The sequence below is a fragment of the Allobosea sp. 67-29 genome, from assembly GCF_001898115.1.
GTDB lineage: Bacteria > Pseudomonadota > Alphaproteobacteria > Rhizobiales > Beijerinckiaceae > Allobosea.
The window spans coordinates 23,789-38,245 of record NZ_MKSQ01000017.1 but is presented as its reverse complement, the minus strand read 5'-3'; the positions used below and the strand labels follow the sequence as shown (position 1 = coordinate 38,245).

The following is a 14,457-nucleotide window of genomic DNA, read 5'->3' as shown; positions in this document are numbered from 1 at the left end:
GTGCGGCAAACCGCTGTTATGGCAGCATTCTTGAGAGCGCTGGTTTTTCGGAGGATGGCGATGACGGCATTGGGACGGCGCGACTGGGTGCCGCAGGCAAGCGAGGATTACATCCAGCGCATCGCCGCCGAGACGGCGGGCCAGCCGCTCGATGCCATCGCGGAGAAGATCGCGGCGCTGACCGCCGAGAATCGCATCATCCACGAGCGCGACTGCGTCAATCTCAACCCGGCGACCAATGTCATGAACCCCAGGGCCGAGGCGCTGCTCTCGGCCGGGATCGGGGCGCGCCCCTCGCTCGGCTACCCCGGCGACAAATACGAGATGGGGCTGGAGGCGATCGAGCAGATCGAGGTGATCGCAGCCGAGCTCGCGGCGGAGGTCTTCGGCGCGAAATATGCCGAGATCCGCGTGCCCTCGGGCGCCATCGCCAATCTCTATGCCTTCATGGTCGCGGCGAAGGCCGGCGACTGCATCATCGCGCCGCCGGGCGAGATCGGTGGCCATGTCACCCATCATGGCGCGGGCGCAGCCGGGCTCTACGGCATCGTCACCCATCCGGCGCCGATCGACCCGGTCGACTACACCGTCGATGTCGCGAAGCTCAGGGCCGATGCGCTGCGCCTCAAGCCGAAGCTGATCTCGATCGGCGGCAGCCTCAATCTCTTCCCGCATCCGATCCGCGCGATTCGCGCCATCGCCGACGAGGTCGGGGCGCTGGTGCTGTTCGACGCCGCGCATATGTCCGGCATGATCGCCGGCCATGGCTGGCAGCAGCCGCTGGAGGAGGGCGCCCATCTGATGACGATGAGCACCTATAAGAGCCTCGGCGGCCCGCCTTCCGGCCTGATCGTGACCAACGACGCCGAGATCGCCAGGAAGCTCGACGCCATCGCGTATCCGGGGCTGACGGCGAATTTCGACGCTGCGAAATCGGCGGCGCTCGCCGTCTCGCTGCTGGACTGGAAGGCCTATGGCCGCGCTTATGCGCAGGAGATGGCGAAGACGGCGAAGGCGCTGGCCGAGGCGCTCGGTGAGCGGCAGGTGCCGGTCTTCGCCCGCGACCGGGGCATGACGACCTCGCACCAGTTCGCCATCGAGGCGGCGCCTTATGGCGGCGGGCAGGCGGCGGCGAAGAAGCTGCGCGCCGTCAACATCCTCGCCTGCGGCATCGGCCTGCCGCTGCCGGCGGTGGAGGGCGACGTGAACGGGCTCCGGCTCGGCACGCCCGAGATCGTGCGCTTCGGCATGACGGCGGCCGACATGCCGGAACTCGCCGGCTATATCGCCGAGGGGTTGAACGGCTCGCGCCCGGCCGAGGCTGTAGCGAAGGAGGTGACCGCCTTCCGCAGCCGCTTCCGCACGTTGCATTTCATGCGCTGAGCGCCGCCGCTGCCTGCTCAGCGCGGTAGGTCTGCCGCATCGATCCAGAAGACCTCGCCCTCGCTCTCCTCGGTGTCGAGCCAGGTGAAGGGCAGGTCGGATTCGGCCTCGAGCGCCTCCCGGCCGGTGCCGACCTCGCAGATCAGCGCACCGCCGGGATTCAGGTGACGGCGCGCCTGAGCCAGGATACGGCGCGTGATGTCGAGCCCGTCAGCGCCGGCGATATGGGCCATCTGCGGCTCGCTGCCGTACTCCGGCGGGAAGGCTGCGACCTCTTCCGCCGTGACATAGGGCGGATTGGCGATGATGAGGTCGTAGCGCTGCCCTTTCAGCGGCGCGAACAGGTCGCCCTCGAAGAGATGGACGCGCTCTTCGAGATCGTAGTCCGCGACATTGAGGCGGGCGACCTCGAGCGCTGCCGGTGAGAGCTCGACCGCGTCGACGTCCGCATTGGGGAAGCGTCCGGCGGCGATGATGGCGAGGCAGGCCGAGCCGGTGCAGAGGTCGAGCACGCGGCCGATCTCCTCCGGCTCCGGCACCAGGCCGAGACCGTCCGATTCGAGCATGCCGCGCATCAGGATCTCGCCGATATAGGAGCGCGGGACGATGACGCGCTCGTCGACGCGGAAGCCGAGGCCGTGGATGTAGGCGCGGCCGACGAGATAGGCGGCGGGCTTGCGGGTGCTCACGCGCTTCTCGATGAGATCGAGCAGGTGGACGCGCTCCTCGCGGGTCAGCCGGGCCTCCAGCCAGGGATTGATGTCGTCGATCGGCAGCTTCAGCGCCTCCAGCAGCAGGAAGGCGGCTTCGTCGAGCGCATTGGTCGTGCCGTGGCCGAAACTCAGCCCCGCCGCATTGAAGCGCGAGACGGCGAAGCGCAGCAGGTCGCGCATGGTGAGGAGGTCGTCGAGGGCGGTCATGGCGTCCGGGCGGTTGCGAGCGTTCCGCCTCTTACAGGGCCGCGGGGGATCGCGCCAAGCTGCTCGTCGCAACCTGGCTCGGAGCATCTGGTGGCCCGGTCCGTGTCAGGAATCGCCCGGAGGCGCGAAGAAGCAGAGCAGGTCTCCGGCATCGTCGATGCAGAGATGCCAGTGGCCATCGGGCGATTGCTTCGCCTTGTCATAGGGGATTTCGAGAATCAGGGGCTCGCGCCGCTCCTGCGACCACATCGGGTGCTTGCCCGGCGCGATGGTGACGATGAAGCCGCCATGGCCTTCGCGCACGGCCTCGGGCGCGATCGGAGCACAGTCTGAATCGAGGCAGCAGTAGAACGGATACTCCCAGCCGCTGGGAGCCTCATGCGCGCGAACCGGCATCGCTCCCGCAGCCAGCAGCAGCACCATGGCAAGTGAAGCGATCAAGCGCATCGGTCAGCCCTCGCGGCAAGGATGGCGCGCCGAAGGCGGCGAATACGTGGCATTCCCGCGCGGCGTTCAGGCTGGGACAGAGAACTTGTCCCCGCCCTCACAAGCCGCGCCTATGATCGCTGCACCTCGTCCCCGAGGGGCAGCCATCCGGAGGTATGCCGTTGGTGGGGACGGGGGCGGCGCCTGCGGGTGGGTTTACGCCCCACTCCCGGGAGGCTTCGGGGCACCGCCCTGGGGGTACTACGGCCCCTGTGCGAGGAGCTCGCTGGACGGGCTGGCGGAAGCGGTCCTGTCCGACACCGCGGTGTGGCGCACCCTATGGGGCGTTGAGGCCGCAGGACGGCAGGGCAGGCCCGCCGCGCCCTTATAAGCGCGGCCCGGAGCCAAAAATCGCCGAAGGCGGAGCGCCACGGGGCGTGCGGAGGGTGGCTCAATCCCCCCGCGCCGCATCCTGGCTCAATGGAAGCGGCCCTATACACCTTGCGCCTCGCGGCGCTCCGCTGCCCCTCATCGCGACCGAACGCGCCCCGGCGCGGGCGGGCGAAGGCGTTCGCGCGGGCCAAGGTGCCTTCCGCGCGCGATTCCGGCGCGGTCAACCCGACGTTTTCTCCACATAGCGCGCCAGCATCTCGACCTTCATGTCCTCTTCGCCGATGAAGCGCCCGCCGCCGAGCCAGATCGATTGCACCGCGCCGCTCTCGTCGCGCACCAGCCGCGCCGGTTCGCCCGGGCTGTTGAAGCCGGAGGCGCGGGTGATGCGGCCGTGGTCGGGGCCGTCGAGCGTGATCTCGCCGGCATCGAGGAAAGGGGTGAACAGCGCGGGATTGGCGACGAGGACGTGCCCGGAGACGGGGACGAGATCGCCTGCGCCCCAGATGCACCAGCCGCGCCGGCTCCAGCTCTCGGTCCCGGCCGGCGGTGCGCCGCGCTCCGCGAAGGTCCTGAGGATATGGGCGACGCCGTCGAGCCAGGGATGGGCCAGGCCGTCGATGGCATTGGTCAGGACGGAGACGGTCAGGTCCTGTTCGGGAAAGACGCAGGTGCGGGTGATAAAGCCCTGGAAGCCGCCCGAATGACCGAACCAGCGCCAGTCGCCGTCGCCGCCGTGAATCGTGCCGTAGCCGTAATGCCGGCCGAGGCTCGCCTCGTCGTCCGGCCAGAGCCGGCGGCTCATCTCGCGCCGGCTGAGCGGCGAGAGCAGCGAGGTCTCCGCGCGCGGCGAGAGCTGCGCGAAATAGCGCGCGACATCGGCGGCGGTGGCGACGAAGCCGGCGGCGGAGACCATCGCCCGGCCGGGATTGTCGCCGGGAATGACGACGCGGTAGCCCAGTGGCTGGGTGCCGCTATGACCCTTGGCCAGCGGCCGCGGGCCCCAGAGCTCGATATCGGCCTTGGTTTCGAGCAGGCCGATTTTCGCCACGACCTCGTCGGTGATCCATTCGCTGTAGCTCAGCCCGGTCACCGCCTCGATGACGAGGCCGAGCAGGGCGAAGCCGTGATTGGAATATTTGAAGCGCTGTGCGGCCGGGAAGACGGGAGGCGCGGCGAGGTCGGCCAGCAGCTCGGCCCTGTCGCAATAGGGCTTGCGGTCGAAGAACTGCCCGTTGTCGGGCCCGTCGCGGGTGAGGCCGGCGCTGTTGGACAGGACCTGGCCGATCGTGACCGCGGCCACCTGCGGATGCAGCCCGTCGATCAGCGAGCCGACCTTGTCGTCGAGCCGCAGGCGCCCATCCTCGACGAGGCGCATGATGCCGGCGGCGGTGAAGCTCTTGGAATGCGAGGCGATGCGGAAGCCGTGGCGCGGCGTCAGCGCCTCTCCTGTCGCGAGGTCGGCGCTGCCGAACGCGGCTTCGAGCACGATCTCTCCGCCGCTCGCGATGGCCACGGCGACGCCCGGCTGGTCGTGCTGCCGGCGCTGGAAGTCGAGCCAGCCCGCGACATAGGCGAGGGCGGCGGGAAGCCAGGGAGTCATGAATGCGATCCGTCCTCAGGGTCGGGAGAGGCGCATGCTACGGATCGCGGAGCAGGGCGCAAGCCGGGTGCCGGCGCGGCGCGGGGCCCGCTTTCGCTTGCCCTGTGCGGCCCGGCATGGCATCGCTCCCGGCCGAAAGAAAGGGACACGCATCGTGGACAAGACAGAACTCGCCAAGCTGCAGGACTATCTGCGCCGGACCTTCAGCAACACCAACATCACCGTGCGGGCGCGGATGAAGAAGACCGACTCGGCCGAGGTCTACATGGGCGAGGAGTATATCGGCATCATCCACGTCGACGACGAGGACGGCGACCGCTCCTTCAATTTCACCATGGCGATCCTCGACGTCGACCTCGAGGGCTGACATTCACTGGGGAATGGCCCGAGCGCGTCGGGCCGCTCCGCTCAGCGGATCAGGCCGTCCAGCGTGCGGCGCACACCGCCGAGCATCACCGCCCAGTCGGCGATGATGGCGCGGGGGAAGCGGATGTTCACGTCCATGCCACGATGCTGGAAGGTGACGCGGCAGGGCTCCTCCAGCAGATTGCCGGTGTCGATCGGGCAGCGCGCGGCGAATCCGCGCCCATCCGGCACCGAGACGTAGAATTCGTCGCCCTCGAAGGGCGAGCCCTTGCGGAAGCCGCGGACCACCAGCCCGCCCGGATTCGACCAGACCATCGGCGTCAGGAAGCGGGCATAGGTGGCGAGCTGGCGCGAGGGTTCGTTGACCTTGTCCGGCGGGCTCAGGGTGATCAGGAGCTTGTAGCGATCCTGCGGGCCGGCCGGGCCGAGATTCGGCCAGGCGAGCCGCAGGCGCGCCATGCCGACCAGCTGGCTGCGGTCGCCATCGCCGTCGTCGACGCCCGTCAGGTTCCGCGGGATCATCAGCGCGACCTCGCCGACGCGGGCGGGCTGCAATTCGGCCGAGGGGACATCGCGGCGATGCGTCCAGTACAGCGCGGCGCCGGTGGCGAGCGCGCCGACGAGCAGGATGGCGAACGCTGCCTTCAGCACGGCGCCATCGGCGCGCGGCAGGGGCGGCGGCTGGCGGCGCAGCCGCTGGCGGACCATCGAGGTCAGGGCGGCGGCCTGATGCCCGGGCAGATGATGTTGAAGCGACGCAGCCATGTCCGGTGCCTTCGGAACGGGTTCGCGTCACTGAATCACCGCGGCCTTAACGGCGCGTAAACCATAAAGCGCCGGTTCAGCCGGCCGCCGTCCTGTCGCGGTGCTCGGCATTGCCGACGACGCGGTCGCGGCCGCGGCGCTTGGCGTCGTAGAGATGCCTGTCGGCATGGGCCAGGAGATCGCGGAGGGTCGGCGCGTCGTCGGGGAAGGTGGCGACGCCGATGCTGATGGTGGGGGCGGCGGCAAACTCCTGGGCGAGCGTGCGGTGGACCGCGACCCGCATCCGATCGGCATGGGCGAGGGCGGCGGCATGCGGCATGTTCTCGCAAAGGATGACGAACTCCTCGCCGCCATAGCGGAAGATTGCGTCCTCGCCGCGGATCTCGCCGCGCAGGCATTCGACCACGCGGCGCAGCACCTCGTCGCCGGCGATATGGCCGTAACGGTCGTTGATGCTCTTGAAGTGGTCGACATCGAGCATTGCCAGGCTGAGCGGCCTTCGCAGCGCGCCCGCTCGCGCCAGAATCGCCGGGCCGGTGGTGTCGAAGCGCTCGCGGGTCAGGGCGCCGGTCAGCGCGTCCTGCCCGCTCTTCCCGAGCAGTTCCTCATATTTGCGCCGGTAGGTCAGCTTGTAGAAGACATCGGCAAGGGGCTGAGGCGCGGCCTCCTGGACATCGCGCTCGAACAGCAGGAGGTAGAGGCCGATCAGGGCGCTGTACACGACGGCGGCGCCCATCTTGGCGATCCAGCCGCCGAACAGCGCGTCCCAGGGGGTACCGCTGATGGCGTGGAGGCCGATGAAGAAGCTCACCTGGTCGAAGCTCAGGATCAGCGCCAGGCTCAGGCAGGCACGCGGGACGGCCGCATGCGGCAGCAGCCGGTGCAGTCTCTCGTAGAGCAGGATCAGCGCGATCGAATCGACGAAGAGCAGCGTCGTGCCCCAGACCATCAGCGCACCCATCTGGTCGATGAGGGCGAGATCGGGGTTGTACCCCGGCAACGCGACCGGCGATCCGTAGAGGCGCAGCGTCATGACCAGCGCCACCATCAGGAAGTTGCCGACCAGCAGGCCGTAGATCGGCTGCCGGACGGTCTCCGCATCCTCCCGGATGTAGAAGAGCAGGATGATCGCCAGCTTGCCCGAGAAAAGCACCGTCGAGCCGGGCGACAACAGGCCGAAGGGCAGCTGGATGAAGAAGACCGCGGCCAGATAGGTCTCGAGGAAATGCATCACGCCGAGCGCACAGAGAAAGGCGCCGAGGCCCATCACATGGCGCAGGCGGAACAGAAAAGCCATGACGCCGAAATAGATCAGCGCCTGAGCCAGAAGCAGGGTGATGCCTGACATTGCCGAAGAATCGAGCCGTATTCTGTAGTCTGCGACACTCATACGACGAAACTATCGATATTTCACGCGGTTTGATGCGGATTGTGCCAGAGATCATATCGCGACATGCGCAGCCTTGCCGGTCTGGATTGACGAAACGTTAACCGTGATCATTTACTATTCGTTAAGGATTTCCTTTCCCGCCGCCGGCTCGCAGGCCAGTCTCCCGCGCGATACGCTCGATGAGGCTGCGCGCCATGACGATCCAACCTGCCGCTCTCGAGGCGCTGCAGTCCATTCTCCTCGGCTTTGCCTTCGCAGGACTTCTGGCGAGCGCGTTCGAACTGTTCACCGCCCGCCGGGCCGACTTCAAGCTGTTGCAGGCGGGAGGATTGACCGCGCTCGCGAGCGTGCCGGTGGTCGTGTTCAGCGCGCCGTTCCTGATCCTGCGCAACACGGTTCGCGGCCGGCGGATCGAGGGGCGTCCCCTTGTGTTCGCCCTGCTGGCCGGCATGATCGCGGCGCTTTGGAGCATGGCCTCGGGCCGCGTCGTCCTCGATCTGCTGCAGGCTCTCGCCGCTTGACGGCAGGGCGCCGGCGCCTGCAATCCTCGACAGCTCAGGCCAGGAGGATCCGATGCCGCTCTATTCGCTCGACGGCGACAAGCCGGAAACGCCCGCCGAAGGGCAATGGTGGCTGGCGCCCGATGCCCATGTGATCGGGCGGGTCCGGCTGGCGGCCGGCGTCGGAATCTGGTTCGGCGCCGTGCTGCGCGGCGACAATGAATGGATCGAGATCGGCGAGGACAGCAATGTCCAGGAAGGCTGCGTCTTTCATACCGACATGGGCTTCCCGCTGACCGTCGGAGCCCGCTGCACCATCGGCCACCGCGCCATCCTGCACGGGTGCACGATCGGCGAGAACAGCCTGGTCGGCATGGGGGCGACGGTGCTGAACGGCGCCAGGATCGGCCGCAACAGCCTGGTCGGCGCCAACGCCCTGGTGACGGAGGGCCGGGAATTCCCCGACAATTCGCTGATCGTCGGCGCTCCGGCCAAGGCCATCCGGACGCTCGACGACAAGGCCGCGGCCGGCATCGCGGCTTCCGCGGCGGGCTATGCAAGGCGCTGGCGGCAGTTCGCAGCCGGCCTGAAGCGGCTGGATTGAGCGCTTCCCTGAAAGAAGTGGGCCGGCTCTCCCGTCGGAAAGCCGGCCCTGGCGAAACCCGATCCTTGGGGACGGGTGGGTGGGGACGTGACCGAGCCTCGCCTTTCCCGTGAGCGACCTGACCCTTGAGCCGGTCGCCAGCCTGCCCGAGCCGCAGCGCGGCCGGGGCGCTCCTTCAGCGCTGCACCGAGGCGACCGTCGGCGTCTGCGCGCCGCCGAGCGAGGTCCAGCCCGTCTGGTACTGCGACTCCCGCTTGACGTAGACGTAACCGGTCTGGCTCCAGGGCAGGATCGCATTGCGCTTGTTGTCGAGGACGAAGTCGCCGCGGTCGGTGCGGATCATCAGCACGGCGTGGCCGGCGTTCTCCTCGTCGATGACGACCGTCGCCAGCATGGCGCGGCGCGGCAGCCCGGCTTCGGCCAGGCGCTTGCGCTTGAGCAGGACGTAGTCCTCGCAATCGCCCTTGCCGTCGGTGGGGATGTCCCAGCGGTCGACCACGCCCCAATGATCCTGATCGGTGATCGGCTCGATCTCGCGATTGATCCGGTTGTTCATCGCGACGATGGTTTTCCAGAGCTTCGGCGTCAGTTCGACGTGATCGGGCTCACGTGTGTCGACCCGGCATTCCGACGGCATGCGCTTGCAGAAGTCCGTCCAGGCATAGGGAGCGCGTGCGTCGCCGTTGGCGACGGCGGGGGCGCTCGCTACCGGAACGCCGGACGAGGGCTGCGCCAGCGCCGGCGCGCCGGCCAGGCCGATGACTGCGATAAAAGCGCTGCCGATCAAAGTACGATGAAGAGAAAACATGTCGTCCCCTTTCTGTCCCGGGGAGACGATGCTGCTCAGCCGATGGATTTCACTTGAAGTGAAAGCGTACAAATTTATGCAATTCGCCCAGCAACGGCGGCGGTGAATATCAGGGGCAATCTTGTTGAAATCGAGAAGTAACGATTTGCTTCAATGGCGGAACAAAGGATTAACCATTAATGCTTCGTTCGGCGGCAAGAGGCGGTTAACTTACCGGATCATTACCAGAAGTCGACGGCCCCCGAAGCCGCCGCCGCAGCTTTTCCCCGACATTCGATTCCGCCAGGCAGGGCGCGGCTGCTCGCCGGGCACGATGCGGGGAGAGAGGCATGGCGGTGCGAAAGGCGTTTTGGTCGCCAGCCCGACAGCGGGAGCGGCCGAGCGCTGCATTGGAAGACGGACTTGGAGGTCGGGCCGGTCGAGACGGGAGCCGCGCCGGCCCGCTTCAGAGCTCGAGATTCTCGTCGAGCAGGTCGGCCGAGAGCGGGAAGCGGAATTCGACCGCATAGCCGCCGTCGAAACGACGCACGATCCGTGCCGGCGTGCTGCCCAGCCGAACCGGCGTGTTCATCGGCAGATCGAGATCGCTGGAGACGGCGGCGCCGGAGAGCGAGATGTCGATGATGCGGACGGGATGTTCCGAACCGTCGCTCAGGCAGAGGAGGGAGCGCGGATTGCGCGGGACGATGCGCTCGTGGCGGCGATCTTCCGGCAGGCCGAGTTCCTCGCGGTTGGCGAGCCAGGTGAGCTGGGCGGTGAACTTCTCGCGCTTGCGGCTCGTCGCCGTGATCGTCATGGCGAACCCTTCCATGGTGGTCCGCACGCAGCTGCCTTCGATCCGGCCGAGATGTTCGAGATAGGCGATGACGCGCTCGCCGGGGGCCGCCTTGACCGGCGCGGCGAGATGGACCCCGCCCGGCGAGATGTCGATGCTCTGGCAGGGGTATTCCATCCGGTTGGGCAGCATGTAACGGCCCAGCAGCACCACCTTCATCCGGTGGTGCCGTCTGCGTTCGACCGGAACGGCCGCCGCCCGGGGCGTTTGGAGCGCGCTCAACATCAAAGACCAGCCTGGATTCGGGGCGATCCTAGGCAGGTGCGGTTAACGGAGGGTTAGAGGACGCGGGCTTCGCCGCTCGCCGCCGCCCCCGTAGCGAGCCGGCTCAGGCCCGGCCGCCGGGCAGGACGACGAGGCGCGGCGGGCCCGCGCGCTGGGGCTCGGGTGCCGCGGGGCGGGCGGACGCTGCCGGCCACAGCATGCGCAGCGAGATCATCCGCATGCTGGCGACGGTGTCGAGCCCGAGCCATTCCGGAGACAGGGCGGGCGACAGGGCGCCGAGGATCCGCGCATGGGTGCGGCCGCGATAGCGCAGCGGCAGCAGCAGCAATTCCAGATAGATCGGCGTGCCGGTGCTGCTTTCGCCGGAAAGCCCGGCGACCGCACCGGCCGTCTCGTCCATCACGGTCTGGACAAGGCGGCGCATGTCGCCCTGGGCTTCGACATCCGGCCAGAGGGCGGTGAAGGGGCGGCCGCGCAGCTCGTGGCCGATCAGGGCGCAGAGCCGCGTGCCGGCCAGGCGAAAGACCGGGCCGATCGGCTCGTTCTCGAGGATGAAGGTATCCGCCAGCGCATGGCGCAACGCTCCGGGCTCGATCTCGCCGCGCTCGGGCGCCGAGCGTTCGCCGCGCAAGGCGTCCCAGTAGTCGAAGACCAGTCGTGTGCTCGTGTTCTTCATCCTGCGCCCATGTAGCCGGTTGACCCAGTCGTCGATCCTGCGTCCAGCGATGGCGCAGATCCGTCCGAAAGGGAGACGAATCGTTCTCCGAGGTGATCGAAGACGCACCCGTCATGCCGTCTTGCCACTGCCGACTGAGTCGGGGGAGGCGCCGGGCCGGTTAGGGTTAATGAAGTCTTGCTTTTGTGGAAGACGCTTAAAATGCGTATCAAATGCCGTGGAATTCGGGGCGGCGGCAGGTCGCCTCGAGCGGGCTGGAGGGGGGCGTGACACGTCGTCCGGACATCCGGGCGGCGGCACAGCCGGCGGAAAGGGAGAGGGTCTCGCGCTCTCTCCCTTTTCGTGAGTGAAAGCCTGAAACGCCGCGCGCCCCGCCGATGCGCGCCCGTCCCGGAGCCGCGGTTGCGGCCAGCCACATGCCGCTCCTTGGGGGCGGTGCCTTCCGGCATCTTGCGCGCTCCCGCCGCTTCGGCAAATGTTGCGGCGCAATGGCCTCCCATGATCCTCGCCCCCCGGCGCGCGAACCCGCCTTCAACCTGCCGCCCGTGGTCGTCCAGCTCCTGGCGGTGCTGGCGCTGATCCATGCCGGGCGCAGCCTTCTCTCCGACTACAACGACTATGTCGTGATGTCGTGGTTCGCCTTCGTCCCGGCGCGCCTGACGCTGTGGCTTTCGCCGGGCCGGCTCGACGACGTGGTGGGGGCGCTGGCGCAGTCGACTGTCGGCCAGGATGTCGGCGACCGGCTTCAGCTCGTGCAATTGCTGCTCGCCGATGGCGGGGTCCGGCTCTGGACCTTGCTGAGCTACGGCTTCCTGCACGGTTCCTGGCTGCATCTGGCTTCGAACGGGCTCTGGCTCGCCGCCTTCGGCAGCCCGGTGGCGCGCCGCCTCGGCCGCGGCCGCTTCCTCAACCTCATGGCGCTGGCGACCATCGGCGGCGCGCTGCTGCACTGGTGGTCGCGCGAACTCGACGTGCTGCCGCTGGTCGGCGCCTCGGCCGGCATCTCGGGGGCGACGGCGGCGGCGATCCGCTTCGTCTTCGCGCCGGGGCTGCGCTTCGGCGATCTCGGCGACGATGCGGTCGTCCGGGCGATTCCGGTCGAGCCGCTCGGGCAGCTCTGGCGCAACTCCCGAGCCCTGCTGTTCACCGGCATCTGGTTCGTGACGAACATCCTGTTCGGCGCTGGCCTCGTGCCGATCTTCGGCGAGGAGACCAGTATCGCCTGGGAAGCGCATATCGGCGGCTTCGTCGTCGGGCTGTTGCTGTTTCCGCTGTTCGATCGCGGCCGGCAAAGCCGCTGAGCGCCGCAGAGCGCCTTGCCTGCGCCGCGGTCTTATCTCACACTCCCCTGCATTGCGAAGCACTCCTCGGGCCTGTCCGGCACTGCGTGTTCGCCGGCAGCCCTGGAGCGTCAGCGGAACCGCGCGCCGCGGGGCGGCGCGCCATGGCAGGAGGAGCGTTCGATGAATGTCGAGCAGTTGCTGAGCGACAAGGGCCGGGAGGTGATTTCGGTGCAGCCGCACCGCACCCTCGCGGAAGCGGTGCGCGTCCTGAGCGAGAAGCGGATCGGCGCCGTGGTGGTGATGGGGGCCGATGGCGCGCTGGTCGGCATCCTGTCCGAACGGGACATCATCCGGGCGCTGGGTGCAGAGGGAGCCGCTGCGCTGGATAGCGCCGTCTCGCGCGTGATGACGGCCAAGGTGGTGACGTGCCGGGCGCAGACCAGCGTCGACGAGCTGATGGAGATCATGACGACCGGCCGCTTCCGCCATGTGCCGGTGATCGAGAATGGCCGCGTCATCGGCATCGTCTCGATCGGCGACGTGGTGAAGCATCGCGTCGCGGCGATCGAGGCGGAGAGCCAGGCGATGCGCAACTACATCGCGATGGCGTGACGAGGGCGATCGCCGCGCCGCCCCTCCGGCAGCGGGCGGCGATCCGCTTTCCGATCCGCGGTCTCAGCCGACCGAAGGGATGTGGTTGGCGGCGACGACCGTCGCGATCTCGTCGAGGGCGCGGTGAGCGGCCTGGCGGCCGAGGTCGATCGTCTCCTCCGCGCGGTGGAAGTCGAACAGGCCGACTCGGCCGAGCCGCGGGCCGATCATCACGTCCGGCGGGTCACCGGCGAGGCGCGAGCGCGAGATCCGGTCCTGGGTGATGTTGAAGGCGTCGATCATGACGCCGGCAAGGCCAGGCCGGTTATCGTTCGGCCGGCCGACGAGGTTGCGGACGCGCTTGGCGGCGTCGCTGATGCCATCGAACCAGCGCGGCGACGGGCGATGCATCTCCAGATCGGTCGCGTCGCCGTTCTGCTCCGAATCCGGGTCGGGATCGGAGGCGTAGTTCTGGATGACCGTGCCGCGGCCGGCGAGGTCGTTGTTGAGATTGACGCAGATCACGACATCGGCGCCGAGCGCCCGGGCGGCCGTGACCGGCACGGGGTTGACCAGCGCCCCGTCCATCAGCCAGCGGCCGCCGAGCTTGACCGGGTCGAAGATGCCGGGAAGGGCATAGGAAGCGCGCAAGGCCTGGATCAGCGGGCCGTGCGTCAGCCAGATCTCGTGACCGGAGCCGAGCTCGGTGGCGATGGCGACGAAGCGCTGGTCGAGCTCCTCGATCCGGACGTTGTCGAGATGGTCCTCGAGCAGCCGCTTCAGCCGGCCGCCGGAGATCAGTCCGGCTCCGCCGATGTGGAAATCCATGAGCCCGACGACGCGCCGCTTGGTCAGCCCCGTCGCGAATTCCGCCAGCTGGGAAAGCTTGCCGGCGGCATAGCAGCCGCCGACGACCGCGCCGATCGAGGTGCCGGCGATGACCTCCGGCGCAAAGCCCGCCTCGATCAGGACTTCGAGCGCGCCGATATGCGCCCAGCCACGCGCCGCGCCGCCGCCCAGCGCAAGGCCGATCTTCGGCTTGCGCCGCATCGGCAGCTCAGGCGCGGACGACATCTCGTTCATGGTGCTTCCACCTCCGCCGAGACCGACGGCTCGTCGCGCGGCTTTGTCCCACAACATGGATGCGTCCCTCCGCAGAGGTCCAGAATCCCGCAATGCGATGAGCGAAACGTGAACGGCATGCCACTCTGCACTATCCGCCTCGTTTGACGGAAAGGTGAAGGCACGGCGGAGCAGGGCAGCCCTGCCGGCGGCTCACGCGAAGACAAGCGGAGCCGAGCCCTCCGCCCGCAGCGGCTGCCGGCGATAGAAGCAGGAGCGGCGGCCCGTGTGGCAGCAGCCGCCGTCGCCCGCCACCTCGACCTTCAGCCAGACCGCATCCTGATCGCAATCGATGCGCATCTCGACGATCGTCTGAATCTGGCCGGAGGTTGCCCCCTTGTGCCAGAGTTCCTGGCGGGAGCGCGACCAGTACCAGGCCTCGCCGGTCTCGATCGAGCGCCGCAGCGCCTCGGCGTTCATATGCGCGACCATGAGCAGCTCTCCGCTCGCCGCATCGGTGGTGACGCAGGTGACGAGGCCGCTCGCGTCGAAACGAGGGCTGAGCACCGTGCCCTCCTCGAGGGTGCGCTTGTCGGCCGGGGCGGGAAAGACACTCATGGCGACTCCAGG

16 protein-coding genes are annotated in these 14,457 nt (G+C 68.3%); 6 read left to right on the top strand and 10 right to left on the bottom strand.

Translation table 11 applies throughout. The features are described from left to right. The first annotated feature begins 60 nt into the window (after window positions 1-60). Window positions 61-1,383 carry a serine hydroxymethyltransferase gene (locus BGO20_RS14560; protein WP_291664912.1) on the top strand — a complete coding sequence of 441 codons (1,323 nt, stop codon included), beginning with the start codon at window positions 61-63 and terminating at the stop codon, window positions 1,381-1,383. 17 nt (window positions 1,384-1,400) lie between these two features. Here the strand turns inward: BGO20_RS14560 and prmB are convergent, their stop codons facing one another. The 3 genes from prmB to BGO20_RS14545 form a co-directional block, all read right to left on the bottom strand. Next, on the bottom strand, window positions 1,401-2,303 hold the full coding sequence (gene prmB / locus BGO20_RS14555) for a 50S ribosomal protein L3 N(5)-glutamine methyltransferase (protein ID WP_291664914.1): 903 nt from the start codon (window positions 2,301-2,303) through the stop codon (window positions 1,401-1,403). Between the two features lie 105 nt (window positions 2,304-2,408). Beyond that, window positions 2,409-2,750 (bottom strand): hypothetical protein, encoded by a 342-nt coding sequence (locus BGO20_RS14550; RefSeq protein WP_291664916.1) that lies wholly within the window; start codon window positions 2,748-2,750, stop codon window positions 2,409-2,411. A gap of 592 nt (window positions 2,751-3,342) precedes the next feature. Then, a complete protein-coding gene (locus BGO20_RS14545) occupies window positions 3,343-4,722 on the bottom strand; it encodes a serine hydrolase domain-containing protein (RefSeq protein ID WP_291664918.1) in 1,380 nt (459 codons plus the stop codon). Window positions 4,723-4,876: 154 nt separating this feature from the next. On the opposite strand from BGO20_RS14545, the gene BGO20_RS14540 reads away from it, so the two are divergent. Continuing rightward, window positions 4,877-5,089: a DUF3126 family protein gene (locus tag BGO20_RS14540; protein ID WP_089174836.1), complete on the top strand. Its 213-nt coding sequence runs from the start codon at window positions 4,877-4,879 to the stop codon at window positions 5,087-5,089. Window positions 5,090-5,130: 41 nt separating this feature from the next. Here BGO20_RS14540 and BGO20_RS14535 read toward each other — a convergent pair whose 3' ends face one another. Further along, window positions 5,131-5,853: a hypothetical protein gene (locus BGO20_RS14535; RefSeq protein WP_291664922.1), complete on the bottom strand. Its 723-nt coding sequence runs from the start codon at window positions 5,851-5,853 to the stop codon at window positions 5,131-5,133. 76 nt (window positions 5,854-5,929) lie between these two features. After that, on the bottom strand, window positions 5,930-7,201 hold the full coding sequence (locus BGO20_RS14530; protein WP_291664924.1) for a GGDEF domain-containing protein: 1,272 nt from the start codon (window positions 7,199-7,201) through the stop codon (window positions 5,930-5,932). A 236-nt stretch (window positions 7,202-7,437) separates the two neighbouring features. Between BGO20_RS14530 and BGO20_RS14525 the strand changes: the two genes are divergently transcribed. Both BGO20_RS14525 and BGO20_RS14520 read left to right on the top strand, forming a co-directional pair. Continuing rightward, complete coding sequence (locus BGO20_RS14525; RefSeq protein ID WP_291664992.1) at window positions 7,438-7,764, top strand: DUF6949 family protein; 327 nt, start codon at window positions 7,438-7,440, stop codon at window positions 7,762-7,764. Between the two features lie 52 nt (window positions 7,765-7,816). Next, entirely contained in the window at window positions 7,817-8,347 is a 531-nt protein-coding gene (locus BGO20_RS14520; RefSeq protein ID WP_291664926.1) for a gamma carbonic anhydrase family protein, read from the top strand. A 175-nt stretch (window positions 8,348-8,522) separates the two neighbouring features. Here the strand turns inward: BGO20_RS14520 and BGO20_RS14515 are convergent, their stop codons facing one another. From BGO20_RS14515 to BGO20_RS14505, 3 genes are all read right to left on the bottom strand, one after another. Then, complete coding sequence (locus BGO20_RS14515) at window positions 8,523-9,155, bottom strand: transglutaminase-like cysteine peptidase (RefSeq protein WP_291664928.1); 633 nt, start codon at window positions 9,153-9,155, stop codon at window positions 8,523-8,525. Between the two features lie 445 nt (window positions 9,156-9,600). After that, window positions 9,601-10,215, bottom strand: a complete 615-nt coding sequence (locus tag BGO20_RS14510; protein ID WP_291664929.1) for a PilZ domain-containing protein — start codon at window positions 10,213-10,215, stop codon at window positions 9,601-9,603. 103 nt (window positions 10,216-10,318) lie between these two features. Beyond that, window positions 10,319-10,891 carry a PAS domain-containing protein gene (locus tag BGO20_RS14505; RefSeq protein ID WP_291664931.1) on the bottom strand — a complete coding sequence of 191 codons (573 nt, stop codon included), beginning with the start codon at window positions 10,889-10,891 and terminating at the stop codon, window positions 10,319-10,321. 488 nt (window positions 10,892-11,379) lie between these two features. Between BGO20_RS14505 and BGO20_RS14500 the strand changes: the two genes are divergently transcribed. Both BGO20_RS14500 and BGO20_RS14495 read left to right on the top strand, forming a co-directional pair. Then, on the top strand, window positions 11,380-12,192 hold the full coding sequence (locus BGO20_RS14500) for a rhomboid family intramembrane serine protease (RefSeq protein ID WP_291664932.1): 813 nt from the start codon (window positions 11,380-11,382) through the stop codon (window positions 12,190-12,192). Window positions 12,193-12,354: 162 nt separating this feature from the next. Then, window positions 12,355-12,786 (top strand): CBS domain-containing protein, encoded by a 432-nt coding sequence (locus BGO20_RS14495; RefSeq protein ID WP_291664933.1) that lies wholly within the window; start codon window positions 12,355-12,357, stop codon window positions 12,784-12,786. Between the two features lie 63 nt (window positions 12,787-12,849). Here the strand turns inward: BGO20_RS14495 and BGO20_RS14490 are convergent, their stop codons facing one another. Both BGO20_RS14490 and hisI read right to left on the bottom strand, forming a co-directional pair. Further along, the gene (locus tag BGO20_RS14490) at window positions 12,850-13,848 is read right to left on the bottom strand and encodes a patatin-like phospholipase family protein (RefSeq protein ID WP_291664935.1); all 999 of its coding nucleotides are present in this window, start codon (window positions 13,846-13,848) and stop codon (window positions 12,850-12,852) included. A 192-nt stretch (window positions 13,849-14,040) separates the two neighbouring features. Beyond that, window positions 14,041-14,445, bottom strand: a complete 405-nt coding sequence (gene hisI / locus BGO20_RS14485; protein ID WP_291664936.1) for a phosphoribosyl-AMP cyclohydrolase — start codon at window positions 14,443-14,445, stop codon at window positions 14,041-14,043. Window positions 14,446-14,457 lie beyond the last annotated feature (12 nt).

Excerpts from the sequence above, each read along its gene's own strand:
- BGO20_RS14560 (WP_291664912.1), top strand. The coding sequence starts at position 61 with ATGACGGCATTGGGACGGCGCGACTGGGTGCCGCAGGCAAGCGAGGAT.
- prmB (WP_291664914.1), bottom strand. The coding sequence starts at position 2,303 with ATGACCGCCCTCGACGACCTCCTCACCATGCGCGACCTGCTGCGCTTC.
- BGO20_RS14550 (WP_291664916.1), bottom strand. The coding sequence starts at position 2,750 with ATGCGCTTGATCGCTTCACTTGCCATGGTGCTGCTGCTGGCTGCGGGA.
- BGO20_RS14545 (WP_291664918.1), bottom strand. The coding sequence starts at position 4,722 with ATGACTCCCTGGCTTCCCGCCGCCCTCGCCTATGTCGCGGGCTGGCTC.
- BGO20_RS14535 (WP_291664922.1), bottom strand. The coding sequence starts at position 5,853 with ATGGCTGCGTCGCTTCAACATCATCTGCCCGGGCATCAGGCCGCCGCC.
- BGO20_RS14530 (WP_291664924.1), bottom strand. The coding sequence starts at position 7,201 with ATGTCAGGCATCACCCTGCTTCTGGCTCAGGCGCTGATCTATTTCGGC.
- BGO20_RS14525 (WP_291664992.1), top strand. The coding sequence starts at position 7,438 with ATGACGATCCAACCTGCCGCTCTCGAGGCGCTGCAGTCCATTCTCCTC.
- BGO20_RS14520 (WP_291664926.1), top strand. The coding sequence starts at position 7,817 with ATGCCGCTCTATTCGCTCGACGGCGACAAGCCGGAAACGCCCGCCGAA.
- BGO20_RS14515 (WP_291664928.1), bottom strand. The coding sequence starts at position 9,155 with ATGTTTTCTCTTCATCGTACTTTGATCGGCAGCGCTTTTATCGCAGTC.
- BGO20_RS14510 (WP_291664929.1), bottom strand. The coding sequence starts at position 10,215 with ATGTTGAGCGCGCTCCAAACGCCCCGGGCGGCGGCCGTTCCGGTCGAA.
- BGO20_RS14505 (WP_291664931.1), bottom strand. The coding sequence starts at position 10,891 with ATGAAGAACACGAGCACACGACTGGTCTTCGACTACTGGGACGCCTTG.
- BGO20_RS14500 (WP_291664932.1), top strand. The coding sequence starts at position 11,380 with ATGGCCTCCCATGATCCTCGCCCCCCGGCGCGCGAACCCGCCTTCAAC.
- BGO20_RS14495 (WP_291664933.1), top strand. The coding sequence starts at position 12,355 with ATGAATGTCGAGCAGTTGCTGAGCGACAAGGGCCGGGAGGTGATTTCG.
- BGO20_RS14490 (WP_291664935.1), bottom strand. The coding sequence starts at position 13,848 with ATGAACGAGATGTCGTCCGCGCCTGAGCTGCCGATGCGGCGCAAGCCG.
- hisI (WP_291664936.1), bottom strand. The coding sequence starts at position 14,445 with ATGAGTGTCTTTCCCGCCCCGGCCGACAAGCGCACCCTCGAGGAGGGC.